Here is a 25419-nt window from a genome sequence, read left to right as displayed (position 1 = left end):
ATGGAAGCGAAGCGAGCACGAATAACGAATAAGAAAGGGTTTATCGGATGGAACAGAATATACTGACAAAGGTTTGGGTTGTGGATAAGAATGTGGAAGAACAAAAAAGTTGTGCACATCTTGTGGATGCAGCAAAACTTGTCGAATCAGGAGAGCTTGTTGCGTTTCCTACCGAAACGGTTTATGGGCTAGGGGCGAACGCTTTGTCTGATGAGGCTGTGGAAAAAATCTTCGTTGCTAAGGGTAGACCGAGTGATAATCCACTGATCGTCCATATTGGTGAAAAATCACAACTAGACACTGTGGCCACTGACATCCCTGCAAAAGCAAGACAGTTGATGGAGGCATTTTGGCCAGGTCCACTTACAATGTTTCTACCCAAGAAAGCAGGAATCGCCTCCAAAGTAACGGCTGGATTATCTACAGTGGGAGTACGCATGCCTGATCATCCTGTTGCGTTAGAATTGATTAAACAGGCGCATGTTCCAATAGCAGCACCAAGCGCAAACCGCTCTGGACGTCCAAGCCCTACTACGGCTCAGCATGTCCTAGAGGATTTAGCTGGAAGAATCTCAGGGATTGTGGACGGAGGAAGCACAGGTGTAGGTGTGGAATCTACGACAATAGACATGACAGTGGAACCGCCGATGATTCATCGACCAGGCGGTATTACTGTGGAGCAGATTGAGCGTGTAATCGGAGAGGTGGCAATTGATCCAGCTTTCTTAACGGAGGAAAAGGAACAACCCATCTCGCCTGGAATGAAATATAAGCATTATGCTCCTAAAGGAGATTTATGGTTAGTATCTGGTCAAGAAGATAAAGTGAGAGCAAAAATGCTGGAGCTTTTAAAAGAAGCAAAAGAACAAGGATTAACAACAGGGGTTATGGTACCTAGGGAACATCTTAACCACTGGGATAATCATGCTCTAGTAGATGTAACGCTTCAATGTGGTTCATTGGCATCATTGGAGGAAGTAGCTCAGGATTTGTATACGGACTTACGCCGATTTGATGAGGAGCAGATTCAGTTTATTTTAGCGGAAACGTATCCGCGTGAGGGTCTTGGGCTCGCTGTAATGAACCGTTTGGAAAAAGCAGCATCTCATCGAATTATAAAGGCCTAAACATCTAAAGGAACAACCTGTTATAGAAAAAGAATGTTTACCCCCCTGTCCGCATAAGGTGAAAAAGACAGGGGGGGAGAGTGTGGACGCTACAGTATTTCTTTGGGGACAATTTCTAACATTACTACTGATTGCGGTCGCGTTGGGGATGGATGCTTTCTCACTGGGTATTGGGCTTGGTATGGTAGGTCTACGGTTGCGCAAAATTGTGAACATCAGCATTATGATTGGGTGTTTTCATGTTGCTATGCCTCTATTAGGCATTGCAATCGGCTCCTATCTCTCTGATATAGTAGGAGATATCGCTATTTTCATTGGAGGCAGTATCTTGATTCTCCTTGGCGTACATATGTTATGGAGCGTCTTTTTTGGAGAAAATGAGGGGAGTATAGTGAAAACATCAGGTCTTGGACTGATTTTATTTGCCTTTAGTGTTAGTCTGGATGCCCTATCAGTTGGCTTCTCACTTGGTTTGATGACAGTGAACAAATGGCTGGCAGTTAGCATGTTTGGTATCGTCGGAGGGATGATGTCTTGTGCTGGGTTACTGCTGGGGAGAAGCGTCGGAGACTGGATGGGTGAATATAGTGAAATTATTGGCGGTGTTATACTGCTGATTTTTGGTTTAAAATTTATTTTGTAAGTAGTGTGGACAGAAAGGGGCACCAGAACATGCGAATTTTATTTGTTTGTACGGGCAATACTTGCAGAAGTCCCATGGCAGAAGTTCTTTTCCGTGAACAAGTAAAGGATTTACAAATGGAAATTGCCTCAGCGGGAGTTGCTGTGTTTGAGGGCCAGCCTGCTTCCTTGCATGCCCAACAGGTGCTAGGGGAAAAGGGACTAGCGCATGAGCATGTTTCGAAACAGATAACGAATGACCAAATAAATCAGGCTGACCTTATCATTACGATGACTCAAGGGCATAAAATAGCAATTTTGAGTCATTTTCCTGAAGCGACGGCAAAGGTATACTCGTTAAAGGAGTACGCGTATGGTGAGCAAGGCGATATTACAGATCCTTACGGCGGGAGCTTAGAGATATATCGGGCTACAGCGCAGGAATTAGAAAAGGATCTGCAAGCCGTACGCGAAAAACTACTGAAGACCGTAAACGAAAAGAATAACGAGTATCGTCAGGATATGGAATGAGTTAAAAAGGTGCTGGAACATTCCCAGGACCTTATTTATTTAAAATACGAACGATTGTTGTGTTTTATTAATTAATGTTTGTGTTTTGTTGGTAAAACAAGCTTTTCGTTGTTTCTATACTGTATTTCGTTAGGATAATCATGTATAATACATCATATGACGACAAAAGTGAGGGATTGCACAATGAAAGTAGCATTAGCAGCCGATCACGGCGGAGTACATCTAAAAGAAGAGATCAAAAAGCTTTTAACATCCATGGAGATTGCGTTCGAAGATTTTGGTTGTAATTGCGAGACCTCTGTTGATTACCCAGACTATGCCTTGCCTGTTGCGGAAAAAGTAGCTTCTGGAGAGTTTGACAGAGGTATTTTAGTATGTGGGACAGGTATTGGGATGTCCATTGCGGCTAATAAGGTACGTGGAATTCGTTGTGCATTAGTTCATGATACATTCTCTGCCAAAGCAACTCGCGAGCATAATGATACGAATATGCTAGCTATGGGAGAGCGAGTAATTGGACCTGGCCTAGCTCTTGATATTGTGAAAATTTGGCTAGGAACTGATTTTGAAGGTGGCCGCCATGAGAATCGCGTTAAGAAAGTGATGGATATTGAGGCCAAATATTCGGGAGTGAAGTAAAGTGGAAATTGCTCGTCTCAAGCAAGAGATCAGGGACTGTGTGCTGGAATTAGTCAAAGTAGCAAAGCTGCGTGCTGACCAGCTTCTGGTGATCGGTTGCAGTACGAGCGAGGTGATTGGTCAGCATATTGGCAAAGCAGGTAGCGAAGAAGTAGCTGGCGCTATCTGGAAGGGGATTGAAGAAGCTCGGCAACAAACAGGCTTTCAGCTTGCTTTTCAATGCTGTGAGCATTTAAATCGTGCCCTTGTTGTGGAACGTTCTATTCTAAGACAATATGGACTTGAAGAAGTAAGTGTTATTCCGGTACCGCGTGCAGGAGGATCTATGGCAGCCTATGCCTATCAGCAAATGCAAATGCCGGCTGTGGTAGAGCATATAAAAGCAGATGCTGGCCTTGATATTGGAGATACCTTCATCGGCATGCATCTGAAGCACGTGGTAGTTCCAGTTAGACTTAGTCGTAAACAAATAGGAGAGGCTCATCTCACAGCAGCCTACACACGACCAAAAATGATTGGCGGAGTACGAGCGGTTTATGAACGTATTGATCAATTAACTTGTACTTAGAGAAAAGCAACTTGGGTTGACATACAATGGTGAACGAAATAGAAGTGCAGATTACCAGGGAGGGATAAGATTATGTTCGATATCTTAAAAGAAAAAGATCCACAAATTACAGAAGCGATTCGTTTGGAATTAGGTCGCCAGCGTGACAAGATTGAGCTCATTGCATCAGAAAACTTTGTCAGTCGTACTGTAATGGAAGCGATGGGGACTGTACTTACTAACAAGTATGCGGAAGGTTATCCGGGTCGCCGCTATTACGGCGGTTGTGAATATGTTGATATTGCAGAAAACATCGCACGTGATCGCGTCAAGGAAATTTTCGGTGCAGAACATGCCAACGTACAGCCGCATTCTGGCGCTCAAGCTAACATGGCGGTTTACTTTACCATTCTACAGCCAGGAGATACTGTATTGGGCATGAACTTATCCCATGGCGGTCATTTAACCCATGGTAGTAGCGTTAACTTCTCAGGTACTCTCTATAATTTTGTTGAATATGGTGTGGATGAAGAGACGCATCGGATTGACTATGAAATCGTTCGAGCAAAAGCATTAGAACACAAACCAAAATTGATTGTAGCTGGTGCAAGTGCGTATCCGCGTGAGATTGATTTTGCTAAGTTCCGTGAAATTGCGGATGAGGTTGGAGCTTATCTCATGGTTGATATGGCGCATATCGCTGGCCTTGTCGCAGCAGGCTTGCATCAAAATCCAGTACCGCATGCTCATTTTGTTACATCCACTACACATAAAACATTACGCGGTCCACGCGGTGGCTTAATCCTTTGCAAAGAAGAGTTTGCCAAAGCAATCGACAAATCTGTATTCCCAGGGGTACAGGGTGGACCATTGATGCATATCATTGCGGCAAAGGCGGTAGCCTTCGGTGAAGCGCTACAACCGGAATTCAAAGATTACTCTCAGCGTGTAGTCAACAATGCTCGTGCTTTTGCTGAGGCACTACAGGCGGAAGGATTACAGCTAGTGTCTGGTGGTACGGATAATCATCTGGTATTAGTAGACGTACGAAATCTAGAGCTTACAGGTAAGGTGGCAGAGCATCTTCTTGATGAAGTAGGTATTACGACAAACAAAAATACAATCCCATTTGATCCAGCTAGCCCGTTTGTAACAAGCGGTGTACGCATGGGTACGCCAGCGGTCACTAGTCGTGGATTCGATGAGGAGGCAATGAAGGAAGTAGCGAGCATCATTGCTTTGACCCTGAAGAATCCAGAGGATCAAGCTAAGCATGCAGAAGCTCGTGAACGTGTTGCCGCATTAAACAAGAAGTTCCCGCTGTATGAAGGATTGTCTATCTAATCTTTCAGCAAACTGTTTTTAAACAGCCATAAATAATAAACAGGTCCACCTGCCTTACGAGGAGAGGGCCTGTTTTTCTGTGTGTTTCTTCCTATTTATATTTCAATATAGGCGGGGGAAAACTAGCGGGTAGAAGCAAACGCACGACATTCATATCAGATATAAGTCAATATTTTCAGGCAAATTGACGTGATAGCTTTGCTCCTTTATGATAAGAAAAGCTTATTTCAAGGAGCCATGGGCTTCGTGTACATAATGGATTTGCTAATAATGAAACGGAGGTACTAACATGAGCCGTGTATATGTATTTGACCATCCTTTGATTCAGCATAAGTTGACGTTTATTCGTGATAAAAATACAGGTACAAAAGAATTTCGCGAGTTGGTAGATGAAGTAGCAACTCTTATGGCGTATGAGATTACCAGAGATATGCCTTTAGAAGAGGTAGAAATCCAAACACCAGTAGCAACTTGTAAATCCAATGTAATTGCTGGTAAAAAAGTAGGGCTAGTACCGATTTTGCGTGCTGGATTAGGCATGGTTGACGGTGTGCTGAAATTAATTCCTGCCGCAAAAGTAGGGCATGTAGGGCTGTATCGTGATCCGGAAACGTTGCAACCAGTAGAATACTACGTAAAATTACCATCCGATGTTGCTGAGCGTGAGTTGATTGTTATTGACCCTATGCTAGCAACAGGGGGTTCGGCAGTTGCTGCTATTGAAGCTCTGAAAAAACGTGGCGCTAAGAACCTCAAATTAATGTGTTTAATCGCTGCTCCCGAAGGAATTAAGGTCATCCAAGACGAACACCCAGATGTAGATATCTTCGTAGCGAAAGTAGACGAATATCTGGACGATCATGGCTATATTATTCCTGGACTAGGAGATGCCGGAGATCGTTTATACGGAACGAAATAGGGGGTGTCTTGCTGATGAAAAAGATAAAAGTAATGACGGTTTTCGGGACAAGACCGGAGGCTATCAAGATGGCTCCTCTTGTTCACGAGTTAAAAAAACATAAAGAACAGATTGAATCTATCGTATGCGTGACAGCACAACATCGACAAATGTTGGATCAGGTTCTGGAAATTTTCCAGATCACGCCTGACATGGATTTAAATATTATGAAGGATCGCCAAACTTTGATCGACATCACCACCCGTGCATTAGAAAGCTTGGATAAAGCGATCAAAGAGGCACAACCAGATATCGTACTCGTACATGGCGACACCACGACAACCTTCGTTGCAAGCTTGGCTTCCTTCTACAATCAGGTAGCGATTGGACATGTTGAAGCTGGTCTTCGTACGTGGGACAAGTATTCTCCATTCCCGGAAGAGATGAATCGCCAGCTGACAGGAGTTATGGCTGATCTTCATTTTGCACCAACAGAAGGATCGGCAAATAATTTACGCCGCGAGAACAAGCAAGAGCAATCCATTTATATTACGGGGAATACTGCGATTGATGCGTTACAGACAACTGTGAAGTCTGACTATCAGCATCCTGTCTTAGAAAAGGTGGCAGGCAAAAAGATGGTGTTGATGACAGCCCATCGTCGTGAAAATCTAGGTGATCCCATGCGCCGTATCTTCCGAGCTGTGCGTAAACTGGTAGATGAGCATGAAGAGATCGCCGTGGTTTACCCTGTGCATCTAAACCCAGCGGTGCAGGAAGTGGCACAGGAGTTCTTGGGGAACCATGATCGTATCCATTTAATTGATCCGTTAGATGCGTTTGACTTCCACAACTTTGCTCGTCATGCTCACTTGATTCTGACTGACTCAGGTGGAGTGCAGGAAGAAGCTCCTTCTCTTGGGGTACCGGTGCTTGTCTTGCGTGACACCACAGAGCGTCCAGAAGGAATCGCGGCTGGTACGTTGAAATTGGCAGGCACAGATGAGCAACAGGTATATGAGATGGCAAATGAATTGTTAACCAATCCAGTGGCATATGAACAAATGGCGCAAGCAGCAAATCCATATGGAGACGGAAAAGCATCGGAAAGAATTGTGAAAGCAATCCTGTACCATTTTGGTTACATTTCTGATCGCCCAATCTCTTTTCAACCAAGTCAAGAGAAGTTATTATCTAAATAAAGCATATAAAAAGAGGCGTTTTTTCAGAACGTCTCTTTTCCTTTTGTTGCAAATAAAAATCGCGAAAAAAACTGAAACTTGTGGGCGATTCGCTACGTCTAAACATTGTAATGGATAGGAAAAAAGAGAAAGTTTAGCCAATGGAGAGGGGTTTCAACGATAATGAAAAAGAAGCCAGCTCGGTTTCTGTCGTTAATGCTGGCTACAACTGTAGCATGCGGGGCAATTATTCCTGTTGTGCTGCCTGCCTATGTAGTAGAAGCTGCGACTGTAGGACCGTTAACAATGGTTTGGCAAACGCCAATTGGGGAAGGTACAATCTTAACGCATTATGAAAAGGTCTATGGAAACCAGAAAAGCAAAATCTACATAACGAAAGTCGATCTGAATAATGAATACGTAGAAGTGAAGCCCATTTACGGGACAAATGGACATGTAACAGAAAAACAAAGCATTACGAAAATGACAAATGAAGCAGGAGCAGTTGTTGGTGTGAATGCCGACTTTTTCAATATGTCTCTACGCGGCGCACCATTCGGAATAGTTGTAAAAGATGGACAAACGATTTCTTCAATGGGACATTTACCGTATTACTACAGCTTAGGGATAACTGCCGATAAGACAGCCGCTATTGAGCGATTTGGGTTCACGGGGCTTGTAACCTCGCAAAACGGTAAAAACATGAGCCTGCGCGGAATTAATAAGGAAGAGTACTCTTCTTCAGCAGGTAAAAGCCATGAGAACCAGCTTAATATGTATACACCTGCCTTTGGGAAGACCAGTCTAGGAACAATTAAAGGCTATAAAGGTGTGGTTGAGGTAGTCTTTCGCAATGGCATAGCTACTGAGGTTCGAGTGGATCAGCCTGGAGCGGCAATTCCTGCCGATGGTTTTGTTTTATGGGGACACGGGACAGCCGCTCAATTTTTACAACAAGAGTTTCCTGTAGGCTCTTCTGTGACTGTAGATTCACAAACTACTCCGAATTCAAAAGAGTGGGCCCAAGCAGTAGGGGGGCATGCTTTGCTAGTTAATCAGGGAAAAGTAGCTACTATTTCCGCTGATAAAGCAGTTATGGGAAAAACAGCCCGGACTGGTGTCGGCGTCTCTAAAGACGGAAAGACACTCTACATTGTAAGCGTAGAGCAAGGCAGTGCCAGCCGTGGGGTAACATTGGTCGAATTTGCTCAGATCATGGTGGAAGCTGGCTCTTATATGGCGGCCAATTTTGATGGCGGTGGTTCACAAACATTAGCCGTTCGCATGTTAGGGGAAACAGAAGCCAAATTGGCCAATCGTCCTATGCAGGGAGTAGAACGCCGTGTTCCAACGGGATTAGGTGTATTTAATACGGCACCTGCCGGGGATTTGGCTGGTTTCCAATTAACAGGACCTACCGAAACGCTAATTGGACAGGCTATTCAATTTGGAACCAAAGCATATGATAACCACTATTTACCTTATAAAATTGATGCTAACCAGATTTCTTGGGGAGTAGAGGGGGATTCTGGATCATTTGAAGGAAGCTCATTTATCGCTCGTCAATCAGGTACTTCTGTTGTTACGGCTAGCGTCAATGGAATTCAGACGAAGAAAAATATTCATGTCGTTAGTGGTGCTGAGGTAGAGCAGGTGATGGTATCGCCATCTCCACTTACCGTAATGCCAGGTCAAACATTGCCACTTGATATTAAAATCAAAACGAAAAAAGGGCAGTTGGTCACAGCAACGCCATTATCTGTTACAACCACTGTAAGCAACGAGCTTGTACATATTAATGAACAAATGCAACTGGTTGCTGGAGAACAAACAGGACAAGCTACCTTGACTGTATCTTATGACGGTAAATCAACTACGGTACCAATTACAGTAGGGGCTACAGAGCAGCAATGGATCAATTTTGATAATATTGCCGGCATTTCGTTTGCAGGAAATCCAGAAGGGTTAACTTCGAAGGGCTCCTTCTTGCTCCAAAATGAACAAGTGCATAGTTCTGGTAAATCTGCTAAATTAACGTATGATTTCAGCGGAGCCTCATCTGCCAATACCCGTTTCGCCTATGGAAAAATGGGGGCAGCTCCTATAGCGATTCCGGGACAGCCTATTGGTATGGGCTTATGGGTTTATGGGGATAACAGTAATCACTGGCTTCGCGCTGAAGTAATAGATAGCAAGGGTAAAACACATTATGTTGATCTTGCCAAGGAGATAGACTGGACTGGTTGGAAACAGCTTAGAGGCTACTTCCCATCAAATGCGGCTTATCCTCTACAACTGAAGAGTATATATATTGCTAATTTGCCTGAAGGCTCTGAATCGCGCCCGGAAAAAGGAAGCATCTATATGGACGATGCGACACTGTTGGTACCATACGGTCAACAGTTTAGCGATATTGCCAACCACCCTTATAAAAAAGAGATTCTTTATATGGCGGAACAGGAGTTTGTAAAAGGGCTGTCTGCTAACAAATTTGGCCCAGACGTCCCATTAACACGCGCTCAATATGTTGCTCTATTAGCTAGGGTGTTCAATTGGGAGCTACCCAACCAACCTAAATTGAACTTCAAAGATCAAGTGCCTTCATATGCGCAAGGTGCAGTACAGGTAGCGGTGTCCATGGAATTGGTGAAAGGGTATAAGGACAATACCTTCCGTCCAGATCAGGCTGTTACAAGAGCAGAAGCAGCTATCATACTGGATCGAATCCTGCAACAGCAAGCTACTCCAAAAGTAAAGCTGAAGGATCAAAATCAAATTGCTTCGTGGGCATCAGCCTCTGTTTCAAATATAGTAGGACTAGGGTTAATTGATCCAATTCAAGGAAGCTTTAAACCTGACAGCCCAACCACACGCGCTGTTTGTGTTGCCGCCTTGTATCGTTTAATTCAACGATAAAGGAAGGATTTAGCCGTCTTTTGCGATCTGCAAAGACGGCTTTTTTCTATTAAACTGTAATATACGATTTCAATCTAAAAATTACCTGTTTACTTTTTGGTTATTTCAACTATAGTAATAATGGGAAACTTATAAATAGGATAACATAAGGGATATCTGTCTCCTTAAAAATATGGTAATATATAGCTTAGTTACTAATTATTGTTAGCAAAAGACTGAAGATTCACAAGTGGCAAAATTAACTAACTAAAGCTTGCGATCTGATGTTTTTAAGGAGTGGATATGATGAAAGGTAGCGATGTAGTTATTGTCAGTGCTGTGCGCACTGCCATCGGTAGTTTTCAAGGAAAGTTATCTTCTGTAAGCGCAGCCAGATTAGGAGCAGTAGTGATTGAAGCGGCACTCGACAAAGCAGGTCTTGATAAACAGCATGTAGACGAGGTCGTGATGGGGAATGTATTACAGGCGGGGCTTGGGCAAAACCCAACGCGTCAGGCGGCCATGCTGGCAGGCATTGGTGAGGAGAAACCCTCAATGACCATCAATAAAGTCTGCGGGTCAGGATTAAAAGCTGTACATATAGCTTATCAGGCTATCGTGTCTGGTGAAGCAGATGTGGTAGTTGCAGGTGGTATGGAAAATATGAGTCAGGCTTCTTATTTATTAGAAGGGGCCAGAGACGGGTATCGCATGGGTGATCAGAAGGTCGTAGACTCTATGATCCGCGATGGGCTTTGGTGCGCCTTTAATGACTATCATATGGGAATAACGGCTGAAAATCTTTGCGAACGTTATCAGATAAGCCGAGAAGAACAGGATGAATTTGCGGCTTGGAGCCAACAAAAGGCGAACAAAGCGATTCAAGAAGGTCGTTTTTTAGATGAGATCGTCCCTGTCACTATCCCGCAAAAAAAGGGAGAGGCTATTTTGTTTGAGCAAGACGAGTTCCCGCGAGCAGGTGCAACGGTGGATGCATTAGCTAAACTGCGACCTGCTTTTAAAAAGGACGGGAGCGTCACGGCAGGAAATGCCTCGGGAATTAATGATGGGGCTGCAGCACTAGTTTTAATGTCTTATGCAAAGGCAGAAGAGCTGGGGATTAAGCCTTTAGCTACAATAGTTGCCAATGCAAGCGCTGGAGTCAATCCGCAAGTAATGGGACTAGGCCCAGTACCGGCTACAGAAAAGGCTCTAAAGAAGGCGGGGCTTTCTATAGATCAAATAGACCTGATTGAAGCCAATGAGGCTTTTGCGGCACAAGCAATAGCGGTTGGGAAGGAATTAGGCCTTGATCGAGAGAAGCTAAATGTAAACGGAGGAGCGATTGCCCTTGGTCATCCAATTGGAGCAAGCGGGGCTCGCGTTCTGGTTAGTCTTGTCCATGAAATGTTGAAACGAAGCGATTCTCGCTATGGTCTAGCTACCTTATGCATAGGTGGGGGTCAAGGAATTTCAACAATAATCAAAATAATATAGACAAATTTGTGAAAGATTTGTGTCCTACAGTTCGACAAGTTGACAATGTAGATAAATCTTCGTTAATATGTTAAGGTGTCAACCAAGCTCTTCCATTTCTGGTTTGAAGGGAGAAGCGAACTTGTCAAAAAAGGTAAATAACCCATGGAAAGCTATCGGATTAGTAAGCATGATTGGAGCAGATCTAGCAATATGTATCATAGCCGGAGTCTTATTTGGAAAGTATTTAGATGAATGGTTACATACAGCTCCTTGGCTCATGATTATCGGGCTGTTTCTAGGGTTGGGCGTAGGTATTGTAAGCGTATACCGAATGATACGTCCTTATCTGTAGGGAGATGTAGCATGCAAACATTCTATACTGCCGTACGTAATATCATCCGCTGTGTTTTATGGTCTATTGCCCTTATCGGGGTTCTATGGTTTCTCCTACCTGATTATAGATTGTTTTTTCAGTCATTACTGTTGGGTAGCTTTGCAAGTCTTATCAATGGACTTCTTCTCTATCTGAAGGTATGGAAAATTACTGGTAATATAGGGAAAACCAAGGGAATAGGAATGGTGCAGAGGTTTGCAGTTACAATTATAGCAGTTTTTATAGCCCTAAGATTTCCAGAATTGTTTCAAATTATAGGAGTTATTATTGGACTGCTAGTATTTCAAGTGTTTTCGATTATTTTTGTGTATTACAATCTTAAAAATAGATAATTAGTTCAATATTTGTTAACTGTTTTTCAACAAGTTAAGAGGTAGAATAAAGAGTAAGCTCTTAAAAGGTTGACAAGGAAGTATTTTTTGAGGGAAAGGGGTGAACAAATTTTGGATCATTGGTCATTAAAATTTAAGCTCGGTGGACTCGTATTCGATATTCCGACCATGCTTATGATTACGTTGACAGCTATTTTGGTTTTTGTCCTACTGGTTGTTTTATCTCGTCAATTAACGACAGGTGTTCCAGGTGGAAGGCAAAACCTTCTAGAGTGGATTGTCGATTTCATCAATAACTTAGCAAGATCGGTTATGGATGCAAAAACGGCTGCAAGGTTTATTACACTTGCTGTAACAGTTTTTCTCTATATTATTCTGGGGAACTGGTTAGGGCTAGGTCTTAACGTAGTCACGCTGCATCACAACGACCCTGCTCAAAATAAGGTAGTTAGCGAACAAGTTGTTGAGATGTTGACGATTTCTGGGACTCCTGAGGCTCAGGCTAAGAAAATCGAAAAAGTGGAACATGCACTTGAACCAGATGGCCATGGAATACACATCGCATGGTGGAAGTCTCCGACGGCTGCTGCAAGTGTGACTTTCTCGCTGGCGCTTACTATCCTTCTTTACTCTCAATACGTGGATATTCGTCGTCATGGGGTAGGCACGTACCTGAAGCATTTTCTTAACCCACTCCATATCCTTGAAGAACTGGTCATTAAGCCATTAACACTTCCACTTCGTCTATTCGGTAACATTTTTGCCGGGGAAGTTTTGATTGCCTTCTTAATGAGCACCGGTATCTTTATTGGCAGTATCCCATTATTAGCGTGGCTTGGTTATTCCGTCTTCGTAGGGGCAGTTCAAGCTTATATCTTCACGACCCTTACAATCATATATATTTCGCAGAAAACGAATGATGGTCACTAATTTTTAATCAACAGAAACTTAAGGAGGATTATTTTAATGAATACTTTGGCTTTAGCAATCGGTATTATCTTTGGTTTAGCTGCATTAGGTGGAGCTATCGGTAACTCACTAGTTATCTCTCGCACAATTGAAGGTGTTGCACGTCAACCAGAAGCTCGCGGTAGCTTGATGGGTCTTATGCTTCTAGGGGTAGGTCTTGTTGAAGCGGTGCCTATCATCGCGGTTGCGGTTGGTTTCATTCTTTATTCCCAAATGTAATTTTACGGGGCGAAGGCTAGCAGGCTAGGCCTTCGCCTTGTTTATGCAACAGTAAAAGATCATTGATTTTTTATCTTTACTAAAATACTCTTCTGAACCAGGAAGGAGTGAATAGCATGCTAGAGTTTGGAGCGGTAACCCTTGAAGGGGGCACGATGCTCTTTCAAGTACTCGCATTCCTGATACTTCTTTTAGTTGTTAGGAAATTTGCAGTTGGCCCTATAACACAAATCATGGAAAAACGTCGTCAATATGTTGCATCAGAAATTGAAGCAGCAGAACGTAACCGTAAAGAAGCGGAAGGACTACTAGCTGAACAACGCCGCTTGTTAGAAGAAGCTCGTCAAGAAACAAAAGCTCTAATTGAGCGTGCAACTCGTCAAGCACAAGAAGAAGAAGCGCGTATTAAGAAAGAGGCAGAAGAAACAGCGGCTCGTCTGAAAGCGGAAGCAAGTGCAGAAATTGCTCGCGAGACAGAGAAAGCTAAAGAAGAACTGCGTACGCAAATGGCAAGTCTATCTGTTATGTTGGCTTCTAAAATTATTGAAAAAGAATTGGACGAAGCTACACAAAAATCCACGATTGATCAGTTCCTGAAACAAGTAGGGGATCGCTTATGAGTGGAGCATTAGCAAAACGTTACGCGCGTGCTCTGTTTGAGATTGCAGAAGAGCGTGGACTCATTGATCAAATTGAAGGTGAGTTAAAAGACCTTGCTGAAGCATTAAAACAGGTACCTGACTTCCATAAATTATTTACGCATCCTCGTATTGCCGTTGCTTCTAAGAAAGAGTTGCTGGAGGAGCTTTTCAAAGAAAAAGCTTCGCAGGAAGTAATCAACTTTCTTTTTGCGTTAGTAGACAACAAACGTGAAAGTGAATTCGCAGAAATAACCAGAGCATACGTAGAAATGGCCAACGATAAACGTGGCTTTGCGGATGCCGTTGTTACTACAGCTAAACCACTGAGCCAGGAAGAATTAGAAGAGCTTGCTAATCAGTTTGGTCAAATGCTGAATAAAAAGCTACGCTTCGAAAGCGTAGTAGACCCTGCTATTATTGGTGGAGTCGTTGTGAAGATTGGCGATCGTTTATATGACGGTAGCTTGAAAACGAAATTAGAGCATTTTGCGCATCAAATATAAGACGCTGGGTTGAATGGGGTGAATCGTAAGTGAGTGCAATCAGACCTGAAGAAATTAGCTCGCTCATCAAAGAGCGCATCGCTAATTATAAAGCTGAGATCGAAATCGCTGACGTAGGTACGGTTATCACTGTTGGTGACGGTATTGCGCGCGTACATGGTTTGGAAAAAGCAATGGCCGGTGAGCTTCTTGAGTTCCAAAACGGCGTTATGGGTATGGTACTCAACTTGGAAAGCGATAACGTAGGGGTAATTATCCTTGGAGCTTTCCGTGACATTAAAGAAGGTGACACGGTTAAACGTACGGGCCGTGTAATGGAAGTACCAGTAGGGGAAGCGCTATTAGGTCGCGTAGTTAACCCACTTGGTCAACCGATTGACGGATTGGGTCCAATTGCGACTACGGAATTCCGTCCTATCGAAAACAATGCTCCTGGTGTAATGGCGCGTAAATCCGTTCATGAGCCATTGCAAACAGGTATTAAAGCTATTGACTCCATGGTACCGATCGGTCGTGGTCAGCGTGAGTTGATCATCGGTGACCGTCAAACAGGTAAAACATCTGTTGCTTTGGATACCATCATCAATCAAAAGGGTAACGGCATGATTTGTATCTACGTTGCCATTGGTCAAAAGCAATCAACAGTTGCTGGCGTAGTTGAAACACTTCGTAAGCATGGTGCTCTTGATTATACAATCGTTGTTTCCGCGACAGCTTCTGATCCAGCTCCATTGCTGTATCTAGCTCCTTATGCGGGTGTAACAATGGGTGAGTACTTCATGTACAAGGGCGGACATGTCCTATGTATTTATGATGACTTATCTAAACAAGCGGCAGCTTATCGTGAGTTGTCCCTATTGCTTCGCCGTCCTCCAGGTCGTGAGGCATACCCTGGTGACGTATTCTACTTGCATTCCCGCTTGTTAGAGCGTGCAGCCAAATTATCTGATGAACTAGGAGCTGGTTCTCTAACAGCACTTCCTTTCATCGAGACTCAAGGTTCTGACGTATCTGCGTACATTCCAACGAACGTTATCTCCATCACAGATGGACAGATCTTCTTGGAAACCGATTTGTTTAACGCAGGTCAACGCCCAGCGGTTAACGCAGGTATCTCTGTATCCCGCGTAGGTGGTTCCGCACAGATTAAAGCAATGAAAAAAGTAGCTGGTCCACTTCGTTTGGACTTGGCACAATATCGTGAGTTGGCTGCGTTTGCGCAGTTCGGTTCCGATTTGGATAAAGCAACACAAGCTCGTTTGACTCGTGGTGAGCGTGTTGTTGAAATCCTAAAACAACCTTCATACCAACCAATGCCTGTTGAAAAGCAAGTTATCTCTATCTTCGCTGCGACAAAAGGCTTCCTAGACGAAATTGCTGTGGAAGACGTTCGTCGTTTCGAAAAAGAATTGCTTGCCTTCATCGACTCCAATAAACCACAGTTGTTCGAACATATCCGTACAACAAACGAATTACCGGATGAAAAAGAATTAGGAGCAGCGATCGAAGAGTTTAAAAAAGGCTTTGCTCCAAGCCGTTAATCTTCGGCATCGATAGATTTTGTGCATGCTGGGTTCAGAAGAATTCAGCATGCATTTCCCAAGGTGGTGAAAATGAGTGGCTCAAGGTATTCGTGAAGTAAAACGACGTATAAAAAGCGTTAAAAACACGCGTCAGATCACGAAAGCGATGAAGATGGTGTCTACTGCAAAACTTCGCCGTGCCCAAGACCAAGCGCAAGCGGCTCGCCCGTATGCTCAAAAGGTTCAGGAGGTAGTAGCAAGTATTGCCTCAGGAAGCACTAGTTTTAAACATCCGATGCTTCAAACCCGTCCGGTGAAGAAGACAGGATATATCGTAATTACTTCTGACCGTGGACTCGCAGGAGGATATAACGGGAATATCATCCGTAAGGTTCTTCAGGCGGTTAACGAAAAGCATAAATCTAAAGATGAGTATGCGATCTTTGTTATCGGACGCAAAGGCCGCGATTTCTTTGTGAAACGTAACTATCCTGTTATTGAAGAGGTAGTTGGAATGCCGGAAAACCCTAGTTTTTCTGACATTAAGCAAATTGCGTACACAGCAGTTAAATTATATGCGGAAGAAAAGATCGACGAACTTTATCTTTGCTATAACGAATTTGAATCTGCTATTTCGCAAGTTCCACAGGTGAAAAGCCTGTTGCCACTTCAATCAATTGAATCGGATTCACAGGCCTCTACAGTTAACTATGATTATGAGCCTTCTGCAGAAGAGGTTCTCGCAGTGCTTTTGCCAAAATATGCAGAAACGCTAATCTATAGTGCTGTATTGGATGCGAAAGCTTCAGAGCACGGAGCGCGTATGACCTCGATGGGTAATGCGACTGATAATGCATCTGATATTATCGATCGTTTGACACTCTTCTATAACCGTGCTCGTCAGGCAGCCATCACGCAAGAAATCTCCGAGATTGTTGCGGGTGCGAACTCACAAGTATAACAAAGACAGTTATAAAGGCTTCCAATTAGCTTTTAGGAGGGAAGATTTAAGATGGCGAAAGGGCGCGTAGTTCAGGTAATGGGACCGGTTGTTGACATTGAGTTCGACAATGGTCATCTGCCTGCTATCTATAATGCGATCAAAATTTCTTATAAAGCACAAAGCTCCGGAGAACGCGACATTGATCTAGTATGTGAAGTTGCGCTTCATTTGGGAGATAACCAAGTTCGTACAGTTGCGATGTCTTCTACAGACGGTTTAATCCGTGGCATCGAAGCAATCGACACAGGTGCGCCAATTTCTGTACCTGTAGGTGAAGTTACATTGGGCCGCGTATTTAACGTATTAGGCGATCCAATCGACGAAGTAGAAATGAACGATGTTCCTCGTCGTGATCCGATTCACCGTCAAGCACCTGCTTATGAAGACCAAGCAACTTCTACTGAGATCCTAGAAACAGGTATCAAGGTTGTTGACTTGCTAGCACCATACGTAAAAGGTGGTAAAATTGGTCTATTTGGTGGTGCGGGTGTAGGTAAAACCGTACTAATTCAGGAATTGATCAATAACATCGCACAAGAGCACGGCGGTATCTCTGTATTCGCTGGTGTAGGTGAGCGTACTCGTGAGGGGAATGACCTTTACCACGAAATGAAGGATTCCGGTGTTATCGCTAAAACAGCGATGGTATTTGGACAAATGAACGAACCACCAGGTGCACGTCTACGTATCGCACTGACTGGTCTTACAATGGCTGAGTATTTCCGTGATGAAGAAGGCCGTGACGTACTTCTGTTCATCGATAACATTTTCCGTTTCACGCAAGCTGGTTCTGAGGTATCCGCCCTTCTTGGACGTATGCCATCTGCGGTAGGTTACCAACCAACACTTGCTTCTGAAATGGGCAGCTTGCAAGAGCGTATCACTTCCACGAAAAAAGGTTCCGTTACTTCTATTCAAGCGATCTACGTACCAGCGGATGACTATACTGACCCAGCACCTGCTACTACGTTTGCTCACTTGGATGCAACAACTAACCTGGATCGTGGTATTTCCGAGTTGGGTATCTATCCAGCGGTTGACCCGCTAGCTTCTACTTCTCGTGCACTAGCACCTGACATTGTAGGTCAAGAACACTATGAAGTAGCTCGCGGCGTACAGACAATCCTACAACGTTATAAGGAATTGCAAGATATCATCGCGATCCTAGGTATGGATGAGTTGAGCGATGAGGACAAACAAACTGTAGCGCGCGCACGTCGTGTACAACGTTTCTTGTCCCAGCCTTTCCACGTTGCTGAACAATTTACTGGATTCCCTGGTAAATATGTACCAGTTAAGGAGACTGTACGTAGCTTTAAAGAAATTCTTGATGGTAAACATGATGATTTGCCAGAGTCAGCTTTCCTATTCGTAGGTACGATTGAAGAAGCAGTTGAAAAAGCAAAGAACATGAAGTAAGACAACCCTGAAAGGGGAGACGGTAATGAGCAAAATGGTAATAGAGATCGTTACTCCTGAACGGGTTGTCTATAGCGGAGAAGCCACAATGGTAATTGCACGAGGCGTTGAAGGTGAGTTGGGTATTCTTCCTAACCATACGCCGCTAGTGACTCCGTTAAAAATTGCTCCTGTTCGGATTAAGCAAGAAGGCGACAAAGAGACCGTAATCGCAGTTAGCGGCGGCTTCATGGAAGTTCGCGGACAAAAGGTAACGATTTTAGCAGAAGCAGCAGAGCAATCAACAGACATTGATGCAGCTCGTGCAGAATTAGCAAAACAACGTGCCGAAAAACGTCTCAATGAGAAGTTTCCAGATCTTGACGTTCAACGCGCAGAGTATGCCCTACAACGCGCAGTTGTACGTTTAGATGTGGCACGCCACAAGTAAGCGAAAATCCCCAGGCATTTGAATATGCTTGGGGATTTTCTTTTGGAAGTTGGAAATCTGCCTCTAGTTATGTGTATAATAAACCTAATGTACTCTAGGATTACTAAGAGGTACTCTGTGAAACGCAGTTGTGGATAAGGAGAGTGTAATATGCAAACGATACAAGATCTTCGCACAAAAGGTAGCGACGATATTATTATTCCGAAAGGCTATGACATGCATGGCTGGAGCACCGTGTTCTCTCATGAGATGAACGTATTGTTTAAAGCCGTTTGCTATGCGGTGAGCAAGCTAGAGACAAAAGAAGAAATGTTGGAGTCCATCTACTCTACTAGAGCATTGGAAGGAACTTTCGATACATTGGATAAAAATAAATTCCATGACGAAGAGAACTATGAAAACTATGTGGCTCTATTGGAGAAGTACGCTAACTTTTTGAAGCGCTCTAACTATGAGTATCCGGCAACAGCTCAGGAAGCGTTAGATATGTTCATTAAGTGGGGACTAGTAATTGATAAAGGAACAAGCCTAGATGTACCAGTAGATCCCTTCCCAGAAGTAGTAGATACATTCGAGCTTCGCGATGATGAAATGTTCGCTTTGTATCACATTCGTTTGGAGTCGTTGATTCATCCAGTATTTAGCCAGTTAGTAATGTATCTACATGAAAAAGAAGAGAATGAATTCGCGTTATCCAAAAATGAGATCAAGGAAATTCTAGGAGGCATTAACGATAATATGCTAACAGAAGTCTTGATCAAATTAACACCATACCTGGAAGAGCCGATTGAACGTTTCCAAGAAATTCCGGATAATGAAAAAATGGAATTCAAAGTGGTATGGGAGCGTATTTACGAGGATTTCTTGGGTACAGATAATCCGCAAGCTCTTCAATAAACGTTATTCAAAATACAAATTTTACCATAAAAAAATAAAAATGACTGCCCTTTAACGTATAGACAATTATACGGAAGGGCAGTTTTTTTTAATTTTGTAAAAACATGACTTTAGACCTAAAGGGATAAAGAAAAATATAGAGAAATTAATATGTACTGATTTTTTAGAAAACTCAGTATGCCATTATATTTTTTTAAAATTTATTATTTTCAGGAGGGATCATAGTTGTTACGAAAACCTAAAAAGATTACATCAATAGCACTAGCTACTAGCTTGTTGCTAGGAGTTATCCCGTATAATGTTATGGCGGCGACTCCAAAAGAAGGTCTAGAATTGGACGCTCTATTAGACGTTAACGAGTTAACAAAGGCAAAGGTAACGGGAGAAACTGATGAGGAAGTTTCTACTGGCCCTGCGTACATATCTCCTGCTTTGGATACCAAGTCTTCTAAAATGGTGACGGTTATTGTCCAATTAAAAGCTGACCCGGTTGTTGTAACGAAAGGAAAGTCGAAAAGTTCTGAAAGAGAAGCCCGTTCACTCGTATCTGATGATCAGGATGATTTTGAAGGACTTATTGAAGACAAGGGCCTTGATGTAGATATCGAGAAGAAGTTTGAAGAAGTATTTAATGGAATGGTAGTGACTCTGCCTGCAAATGAAATCCCTAAGCTGGCTGAACTGCCTAATGTAAAAGCCGTTTATAACAACATTAACTACTATTCCCAACCAGAGGTAGAGGTTGTATCTGAGACAGCCGAGCTACCGCCGGGAAATTATGACGCGAACCCTCTAAAAGCAATGAGAATACCTGAGATGTGGAAGCTAGGCTACACTGGCAAAGGCTTAAAAGTAGGTGTTATTGACACCGGTGTAGACTATTTGCACCCTGACTTAAAGGATGCCTATAAAGGTGGCTATGATTCCTACGATGATGATGACGACCCATATGAGCAAAAGCCAATCCCAGTTGAAGAAGATCCAGAGGGGAAAGGTTATAAAGGCTCACATCACGGTACTCACGTAGCCGGTACAATTGTGGGGCGAGCTTCCAATAAAACATCCGACGTTCATGTTCGTGGAATTGCCTATGAGGCTGACCTTTATTCATACCGTGTATTAGGACGACATGGCGGAAGCTCGGCTCAAGTAATTGATGGTATTGAACGTGCTGTTAAAGATGGCATGGATGTTATCAATTTGTCGCTAGGCTCTGATTTGGAAAAGAGCTCTGACTCGCCTGATGCTATCGCATTAAATAATGCTGTATTGGCTGGGGTTATTCCAGTAGTAGCTAACGGAAATGCTGCTAATAATAATCCAAATCAATATTATTACACAGCCGGATCTCCAGCAGGAGCCAAATTAGTTATTTCCGTAGGAGCAACTACACCGCCTGTAGAACTGTATACCAGTACAGCTACTACCTCCTTCGGTAAAAACTATGAGTTTAAAGTAGCAAGTTATGAAACAGGTCTAAATGATTTTGCGAAGATAGTGGGTACAAAAACCCTCCCGCTTGTATTTGCTAATCTAGGACTGAATGCTGATTTTGCTAAAGTAGATGTGAGGGGCAAAGTGGTTTTAGTTTCACGTGGTGGAATAGCCTTTGTGGACAAGATTTCCAACGCGAAAAAGGCGGGAGCAAAAGCTATTATTATTTATAATGGCAATGATGCAAATGGAGACGGCATTGCGGATCCAGATCCAGTAGGTCGTGACGATTACTTTAATTCCTATCTTGGCGATCAAATGGATGCAATTCCTACCTTTGATATGAAAGGAAAAGAAGGCCGTGAATTGGTGAAGCAAATTCAAGCTGATCCAAGCAAAGCTGCCATTACGTTTAGCAGCGAGTATCCTAAGACGGAAGAAAAAGGCGATCTAATGGCTGACTTTAGTTCGCGTGGACCAGCTATGGATGATGAGTATTCAATTAAGCCAGATGTTTCGGCTCCAGGGGTAAGCATCTTGTCAGCTAAGCCAACATGGCAAAAGGATTTCCCAGATGCGAATTACGATCATGCATACCAACGCCTAAACGGTACAAGTATGGCGACACCGCATGTAGCAGGTCTAGTATTGCTTTTAAAACAGGCTCACCCGGATTGGACGCCATTTGATGTAAAGGCGGCTATGGCCAATACTGCTGTTGAGATCAAGGATGGCAATGGTGTTCTATATGATGTGTATTCCCAAGGCTCTGGTCGTGTAGATGGTTTGGCAGCGCTAAAAACGCCAGCTCTGCTACAAACAGTTGAAAAGACCAAAATCCTGGATAAAAACATGAATGAAAAGTATGTTACCAACTACGGAACAAATGTTAGCTTTGGTTTAGTTTCCAGAGACATGAAAAAACCGTTAGTTAGAACACTTCAATTAAAAAATACTTCTGATGAAGAGGTTGAATATGAAGCAGAAGTTATTATGCACGAAAAGGTAACGTCTGTACCAGGAAAACCAGCGACAACTACTAATGTGGGCACCCTGAAAGTGAAGCTGTCAGAGGATGACTTTACCGTAAAACCTGGAAAGTCCGTACAATTTAATTTGCAGATAGAGGCTAAGAAAAAAGTAAAGGACGGCGTATATGAAGGTGAAGTTCGTCTGAAGAGCCAGGAAGGACACCCTGACTTGCATCTGCCGTTTGTTATTCATGTAGGTGATGAAAGAGAAGAAAACAAATTCGGTTTTGATAGCTTTAAGCTCTCCAGCACCCAGGTTAATCCGGATTCACTCACTTTCTCTGCATCTGCCGATTTGCAGGCAAAGGATATTAATCTTATTGAGCTGCAGCTTTGGGGTCTAGATGACGAGAAGCTAGGTACAATGGCTGTAGAGAAAAAGACAGACAAAAAAGGAAATCTTCAGTTGTTGAAACCAGGAAAGCTTTCCTTTAAAAACCTAACTGGGGAATATGTAAGTGCAAAAACTGGTAAACTGACAAAGCCGGAAAACGGAAAATATAAAGTAAGAATCTTTGGATATCAGTATGATCCAGAGAACCCAGTTGAAAAAGAGGACGATTTAAAAATTAAATATGAGGCTTGGAGTGCTATTTCCATTCAAGGTCCAGTTGATGAAGAAGGCCGTGAAGACATCAGGGAATTAGTTAACGAAGCAGCCGATGATTTCTCTGCAAAGATTGTCAATGTAAGCGAATTGAATAAGCAAGTGTTGAAGCTACCGAATGAAACAGATGAAATTACTTATAAAGTGGTAGAAAGCTCTAACCCTGATTTGATCGACAACGATGGCTTCCTAGTAAAATTGCCAAAGAAAAAACAGAAAAAGCCAGTGTATCTTACCGTTTATGTATCTTCTGTAAAGGTGCCTTCGATTAAAAAGGCAGTCGTTGTAGATGTAATGCTGCAACCGAATAAAGGTAAGGGAAAAGGAAAAGGTAGACTTCCTGCTCCAAGCGAAGTAGAAGAACAAGTTAAACAACAAGTTGAACAGCAAGCTGAACAAACTGACCAACAAGTGGCCGAACCTACTGTTCAGTAAGGCAGTTGCATTTTTAAGAGGAACTAGCCAAGTAACAAAGGGTCTTACCTGCACATCTCTGCTGCAGGTAAGACCCTTATATTTTATTACTGTAATATTTTTTCATAAAATAAACAAAAATCTGATAAAATAGGTATATAAATGTACGCAGGCTAATAAAAGTCTGAGTGTTTGTAAGGGCTTTCGTTGTACAGAAATGTACTGATTTGCTATAATTATGAAGAAATTCGAAGACCTACAGCACAATGGAGGGAAATAAGATGGATGCTATTTATGCAAACAATTATGTGATTGTTGCCATCTTTCTGCTTCTTGGTGTTTTGCTTCCAGTTGCCACGGTAAGCATCATAGGGCCTTTATTACGTCCCAATAAACCGAGCGCTGAAAAGCAGACAACATACGAGAGCGGGAATATCCCGATTGGAGACAGTTGGGTTCGTTTTAACGTAAAGTATTATATCTTTGCTCTACTGTTCGTTATTTTTGATGTAGAAACGTTGTTTTTGTATCCGTGGGCAGTAGCTTTTAATGAATTAGGGCTTTTTGCTCTCGTGGAAATGTGTATTTTCATTGTTCTTCTGATTATTGGCCTGTTGTACGCATGGAGAAAGAAGGTGCTTGAATGGAATTAGATTTGAAAAGCATCGAACCAGATTTACAGGAAGAATTAAATCGGAATGTTCTGTTTACGAGTTTAGAGACACTAAAAGGATGGGTAAGAAGCAACTCGCTATGGCCGCTTACGTTTGGATTAGCCTGTTGTGGGATTGAAATGATGGGGACAGGCGGTTCTCACTATGACCTAGATCGATTCGGCGTCATTTTTCGCCCTTCTCCTAGACAGTCGGATGTGATGATTGTGGCCGGAACAGTAACCAAAAAAATGGCGCCGTTATTAAGACGCTTGTATGATCAGATGCCTGAACCAAAATGGGTTATTGCCATGGGTTCCTGTGCTACGGCGGGTGGTCCCTATATTAAATCGTATAGTGTAGTAAAGGGTGTTGATCAAATATGCCCTGTGGATGTTTATATTCCAGGTTGCCCGCCAAGTCCGGTTGCGTTGATCTATGGCATTAATAAATTACAAGAAAAAATCCGCTATGAAGCAAAGACCGGAAAGCGGGTGGATCAGCAATGAGTGAAGAAAAAAGAAAGCCTACACCTGAAGAAAAGGCAGCAGCAGTGGCGGAAGCGAAGGCAAAAGCGGCGGCGGCTGTAAAAGCTAAATTGGCACAGCAAGCAGAAGCGAATGTAGCTGATGAGGAAACAAATAAACCTCCAACACAAACAATGACACAAGATGAGCCTTCCTCTAGTTCTTCCGTACCCGATGATCAATCGATAGCGAAAGCAAAGGCGGCAGCAGCAGCAAAGGCCAAGGCAGCCGCGGCGGCAAAAGCAAAGCTCGAAAGAAATATTACGACGGAAGCGAGTAAGGAGCTGGCTGTCCAAGAGAAGGGCTTACAAGCAAGTGAAGAAATGACCGCAGGACTCCCTACAGAGACTGATGCAGATGCCAAGGCTAAAGCAGCAGCGAAAGCAAAGGCAGCGGCGGCAGCAAAGGCGAAGGCAGCCGCGGCGGCAAAAGCAAAGCTCGAAAGTGGCGCTACGACTACAGAAAACCCTGCCCAGTCTATTCAAGAAAAAAATACACAAGCAAGTGAAGATGTGACCACAGGACTACCTACAGAGGCTGATACAGATGCCAAGGCTAAAGCAGCAGAAAAAGCGAAAGCAGTAGCAGCAGCGAAAGCAAAAGCGGCAGCAGCCGCGGCGGCAAAGGCGAAAACAAGCGGAGAAACTGTAGCAGCAGAAGTTCCCCCCTCAAAGAATCAACCCTACCTAGATCGTTTTGTACAAATCATTACAGAGAGATTTGGCAAAGAAAGCATCGAAGAATCCTACGTTAACACTTTATCAAAAGAAGTTCCCACCATGACGATAAAAAATCAGCTTTGGCATGACATTGCACTCTTTTTAAAGCAGGAGTCAAGCTTACAATTTGATTACCTTTCCAACCTACACGGCGTCGATTATGAAGACCGGATGGAAGTCTACTATCATTTGTACTCGTATGCGCATCAGCAAAGCCTGGCCATTAAGGTGAAAACTACGCGTGAAGCGCCATCTGTGGCTTCTGTTGTAGATGTGTGGCGAGGAGCAGATTGGAATGAGCGCGAAACATATGATTTGTTAGGAATCCACTTTATAGGACATCCCAATCTGGTTAGAATCATGATGCCAGATGAGTGGATTGGACATCCGTTGCGTAAAGATTATGAGCCTTTTGATGAGGGGGTATAACCTTGAGTACTCC

The 25419-nt window shown here is 43.2% G+C and carries 25 protein-coding genes; all 25 read left to right on the top strand.

All coding sequences use genetic code 11. The annotated features are described in order from the left end of the window. The first annotated feature begins 59 nt into the window (after positions 1-59). Complete coding sequence (locus tag AYJ08_RS02215) at positions 60-1127, top strand: L-threonylcarbamoyladenylate synthase (protein ID WP_483295052.1); 1068 nt, start codon at positions 60-62, stop codon at positions 1125-1127. 82 nt (positions 1128-1209) lie between these two features. After that, on the top strand, positions 1210-1770 hold the full coding sequence (locus AYJ08_RS02210; RefSeq protein ID WP_064016410.1) for a manganese efflux pump MntP: 561 nt from the start codon (positions 1210-1212) through the stop codon (positions 1768-1770). Positions 1771-1799: 29 nt separating this feature from the next. Continuing rightward, positions 1800-2279: a low molecular weight protein arginine phosphatase gene (locus tag AYJ08_RS02205; RefSeq protein ID WP_064016409.1), complete on the top strand. Its 480-nt coding sequence runs from the start codon at positions 1800-1802 to the stop codon at positions 2277-2279. A 183-nt stretch (positions 2280-2462) separates the two neighbouring features. After that, the gene (gene rpiB / locus AYJ08_RS02200) at positions 2463-2918 is read left to right on the top strand and encodes a ribose 5-phosphate isomerase B (RefSeq protein WP_064016408.1); all 456 of its coding nucleotides are present in this window, start codon (positions 2463-2465) and stop codon (positions 2916-2918) included. Position 2919: 1 nt separating this feature from the next. Next, complete coding sequence (locus AYJ08_RS02195; RefSeq protein WP_064016407.1) at positions 2920-3486, top strand: TIGR01440 family protein; 567 nt, start codon at positions 2920-2922, stop codon at positions 3484-3486. Positions 3487-3558: 72 nt separating this feature from the next. After that, a complete protein-coding gene (locus AYJ08_RS02190; protein WP_064016406.1) occupies positions 3559-4809 on the top strand; it encodes a serine hydroxymethyltransferase in 1251 nt (416 codons plus the stop codon). A 289-nt stretch (positions 4810-5098) separates the two neighbouring features. Beyond that, positions 5099-5728, top strand: coding sequence for a uracil phosphoribosyltransferase (upp, locus tag AYJ08_RS02185; RefSeq protein WP_003334238.1), 630 nt, complete (start codon positions 5099-5101; stop codon positions 5726-5728). Between the two features lie 14 nt (positions 5729-5742). Next, a complete protein-coding gene (gene wecB, locus AYJ08_RS02180; protein ID WP_064016405.1) occupies positions 5743-6909 on the top strand; it encodes a non-hydrolyzing UDP-N-acetylglucosamine 2-epimerase in 1167 nt (388 codons plus the stop codon). Between the two features lie 162 nt (positions 6910-7071). Then, positions 7072-9804: a phosphodiester glycosidase family protein gene (locus AYJ08_RS02175; protein WP_064016404.1), complete on the top strand. Its 2733-nt coding sequence runs from the start codon at positions 7072-7074 to the stop codon at positions 9802-9804. A gap of 285 nt (positions 9805-10089) precedes the next feature. Continuing rightward, entirely contained in the window at positions 10090-11280 is a 1191-nt protein-coding gene (locus tag AYJ08_RS02170; RefSeq protein WP_064016403.1) for an acetyl-CoA C-acetyltransferase, read from the top strand. A gap of 121 nt (positions 11281-11401) precedes the next feature. Next, positions 11402-11614 (top strand): AtpZ/AtpI family protein, encoded by a 213-nt coding sequence (locus AYJ08_RS02165; RefSeq protein ID WP_064016402.1) that lies wholly within the window; start codon positions 11402-11404, stop codon positions 11612-11614. 11 nt (positions 11615-11625) lie between these two features. After that, positions 11626-11988 (top strand): ATP synthase subunit I, encoded by a 363-nt coding sequence (locus AYJ08_RS02160; protein WP_082890834.1) that lies wholly within the window; start codon positions 11626-11628, stop codon positions 11986-11988. A gap of 87 nt (positions 11989-12075) precedes the next feature. After that, on the top strand, positions 12076-12918 hold the full coding sequence (gene atpB / locus AYJ08_RS02155; protein ID WP_064016401.1) for a F0F1 ATP synthase subunit A: 843 nt from the start codon (positions 12076-12078) through the stop codon (positions 12916-12918). A gap of 36 nt (positions 12919-12954) precedes the next feature. Beyond that, entirely contained in the window at positions 12955-13176 is a 222-nt protein-coding gene (gene atpE / locus AYJ08_RS02150; RefSeq protein ID WP_003334246.1) for a F0F1 ATP synthase subunit C, read from the top strand. A gap of 116 nt (positions 13177-13292) precedes the next feature. Then, positions 13293-13796: a F0F1 ATP synthase subunit B gene (atpF, locus tag AYJ08_RS02145; protein ID WP_003334247.1), complete on the top strand. Its 504-nt coding sequence runs from the start codon at positions 13293-13295 to the stop codon at positions 13794-13796. Then, positions 13793-14320 carry a F0F1 ATP synthase subunit delta gene (locus tag AYJ08_RS02140; protein WP_064016400.1) on the top strand — a complete coding sequence of 176 codons (528 nt, stop codon included), beginning with the start codon at positions 13793-13795 and terminating at the stop codon, positions 14318-14320. The genes atpF and AYJ08_RS02140 overlap by 4 nt, the downstream gene beginning before the upstream one ends. Before the next feature lie 29 nt (positions 14321-14349). Next, positions 14350-15861 carry a F0F1 ATP synthase subunit alpha gene (gene atpA, locus AYJ08_RS02135; RefSeq protein ID WP_003334249.1) on the top strand — a complete coding sequence of 504 codons (1512 nt, stop codon included), beginning with the start codon at positions 14350-14352 and terminating at the stop codon, positions 15859-15861. Positions 15862-15937: 76 nt separating this feature from the next. Further along, positions 15938-16804, top strand: coding sequence for an ATP synthase F1 subunit gamma (gene atpG / locus AYJ08_RS02130; protein WP_064016399.1), 867 nt, complete (start codon positions 15938-15940; stop codon positions 16802-16804). A 51-nt stretch (positions 16805-16855) separates the two neighbouring features. Further along, positions 16856-18265, top strand: a complete 1410-nt coding sequence (atpD, locus tag AYJ08_RS02125; protein ID WP_003334251.1) for a F0F1 ATP synthase subunit beta — start codon at positions 16856-16858, stop codon at positions 18263-18265. Between the two features lie 25 nt (positions 18266-18290). Next, on the top strand, positions 18291-18695 hold the full coding sequence (locus AYJ08_RS02120) for a F0F1 ATP synthase subunit epsilon (protein WP_031412908.1): 405 nt from the start codon (positions 18291-18293) through the stop codon (positions 18693-18695). Positions 18696-18845: 150 nt separating this feature from the next. Continuing rightward, the gene (locus AYJ08_RS02115; RefSeq protein WP_064016398.1) at positions 18846-19592 is read left to right on the top strand and encodes a DUF6042 family protein; all 747 of its coding nucleotides are present in this window, start codon (positions 18846-18848) and stop codon (positions 19590-19592) included. A 225-nt stretch (positions 19593-19817) separates the two neighbouring features. Then, positions 19818-23099 (top strand): S8 family serine peptidase, encoded by a 3282-nt coding sequence (locus tag AYJ08_RS02110; RefSeq protein ID WP_064016397.1) that lies wholly within the window; start codon positions 19818-19820, stop codon positions 23097-23099. Positions 23100-23359: 260 nt separating this feature from the next. After that, on the top strand, positions 23360-23731 hold the full coding sequence (locus AYJ08_RS02105; RefSeq protein WP_003334256.1) for an NADH-quinone oxidoreductase subunit A: 372 nt from the start codon (positions 23360-23362) through the stop codon (positions 23729-23731). Beyond that, the gene (locus AYJ08_RS02100; protein WP_003334257.1) at positions 23722-24240 is read left to right on the top strand and encodes a NuoB/complex I 20 kDa subunit family protein; all 519 of its coding nucleotides are present in this window, start codon (positions 23722-23724) and stop codon (positions 24238-24240) included. Before AYJ08_RS02105 ends, AYJ08_RS02100 begins: the two co-directional genes overlap by 10 nt. Beyond that, positions 24237-25406: an NADH-quinone oxidoreductase subunit C gene (locus AYJ08_RS02095; protein ID WP_064016396.1), complete on the top strand. Its 1170-nt coding sequence runs from the start codon at positions 24237-24239 to the stop codon at positions 25404-25406. The genes AYJ08_RS02100 and AYJ08_RS02095 overlap by 4 nt, the downstream gene beginning before the upstream one ends. Positions 25407-25419: the final 13 nt, after the last annotated feature.

It is taken from the genome of Brevibacillus sp. SKDU10 (assembly GCF_001645205.1).
GTDB classification, from domain to species: Bacteria; Bacillota; Bacilli; order Brevibacillales; family Brevibacillaceae; genus Brevibacillus_B; species Brevibacillus_B halotolerans.
Note: the sequence above shows the minus strand (reverse complement) of the source record. Positions and strands in the feature narration are given on the sequence as shown.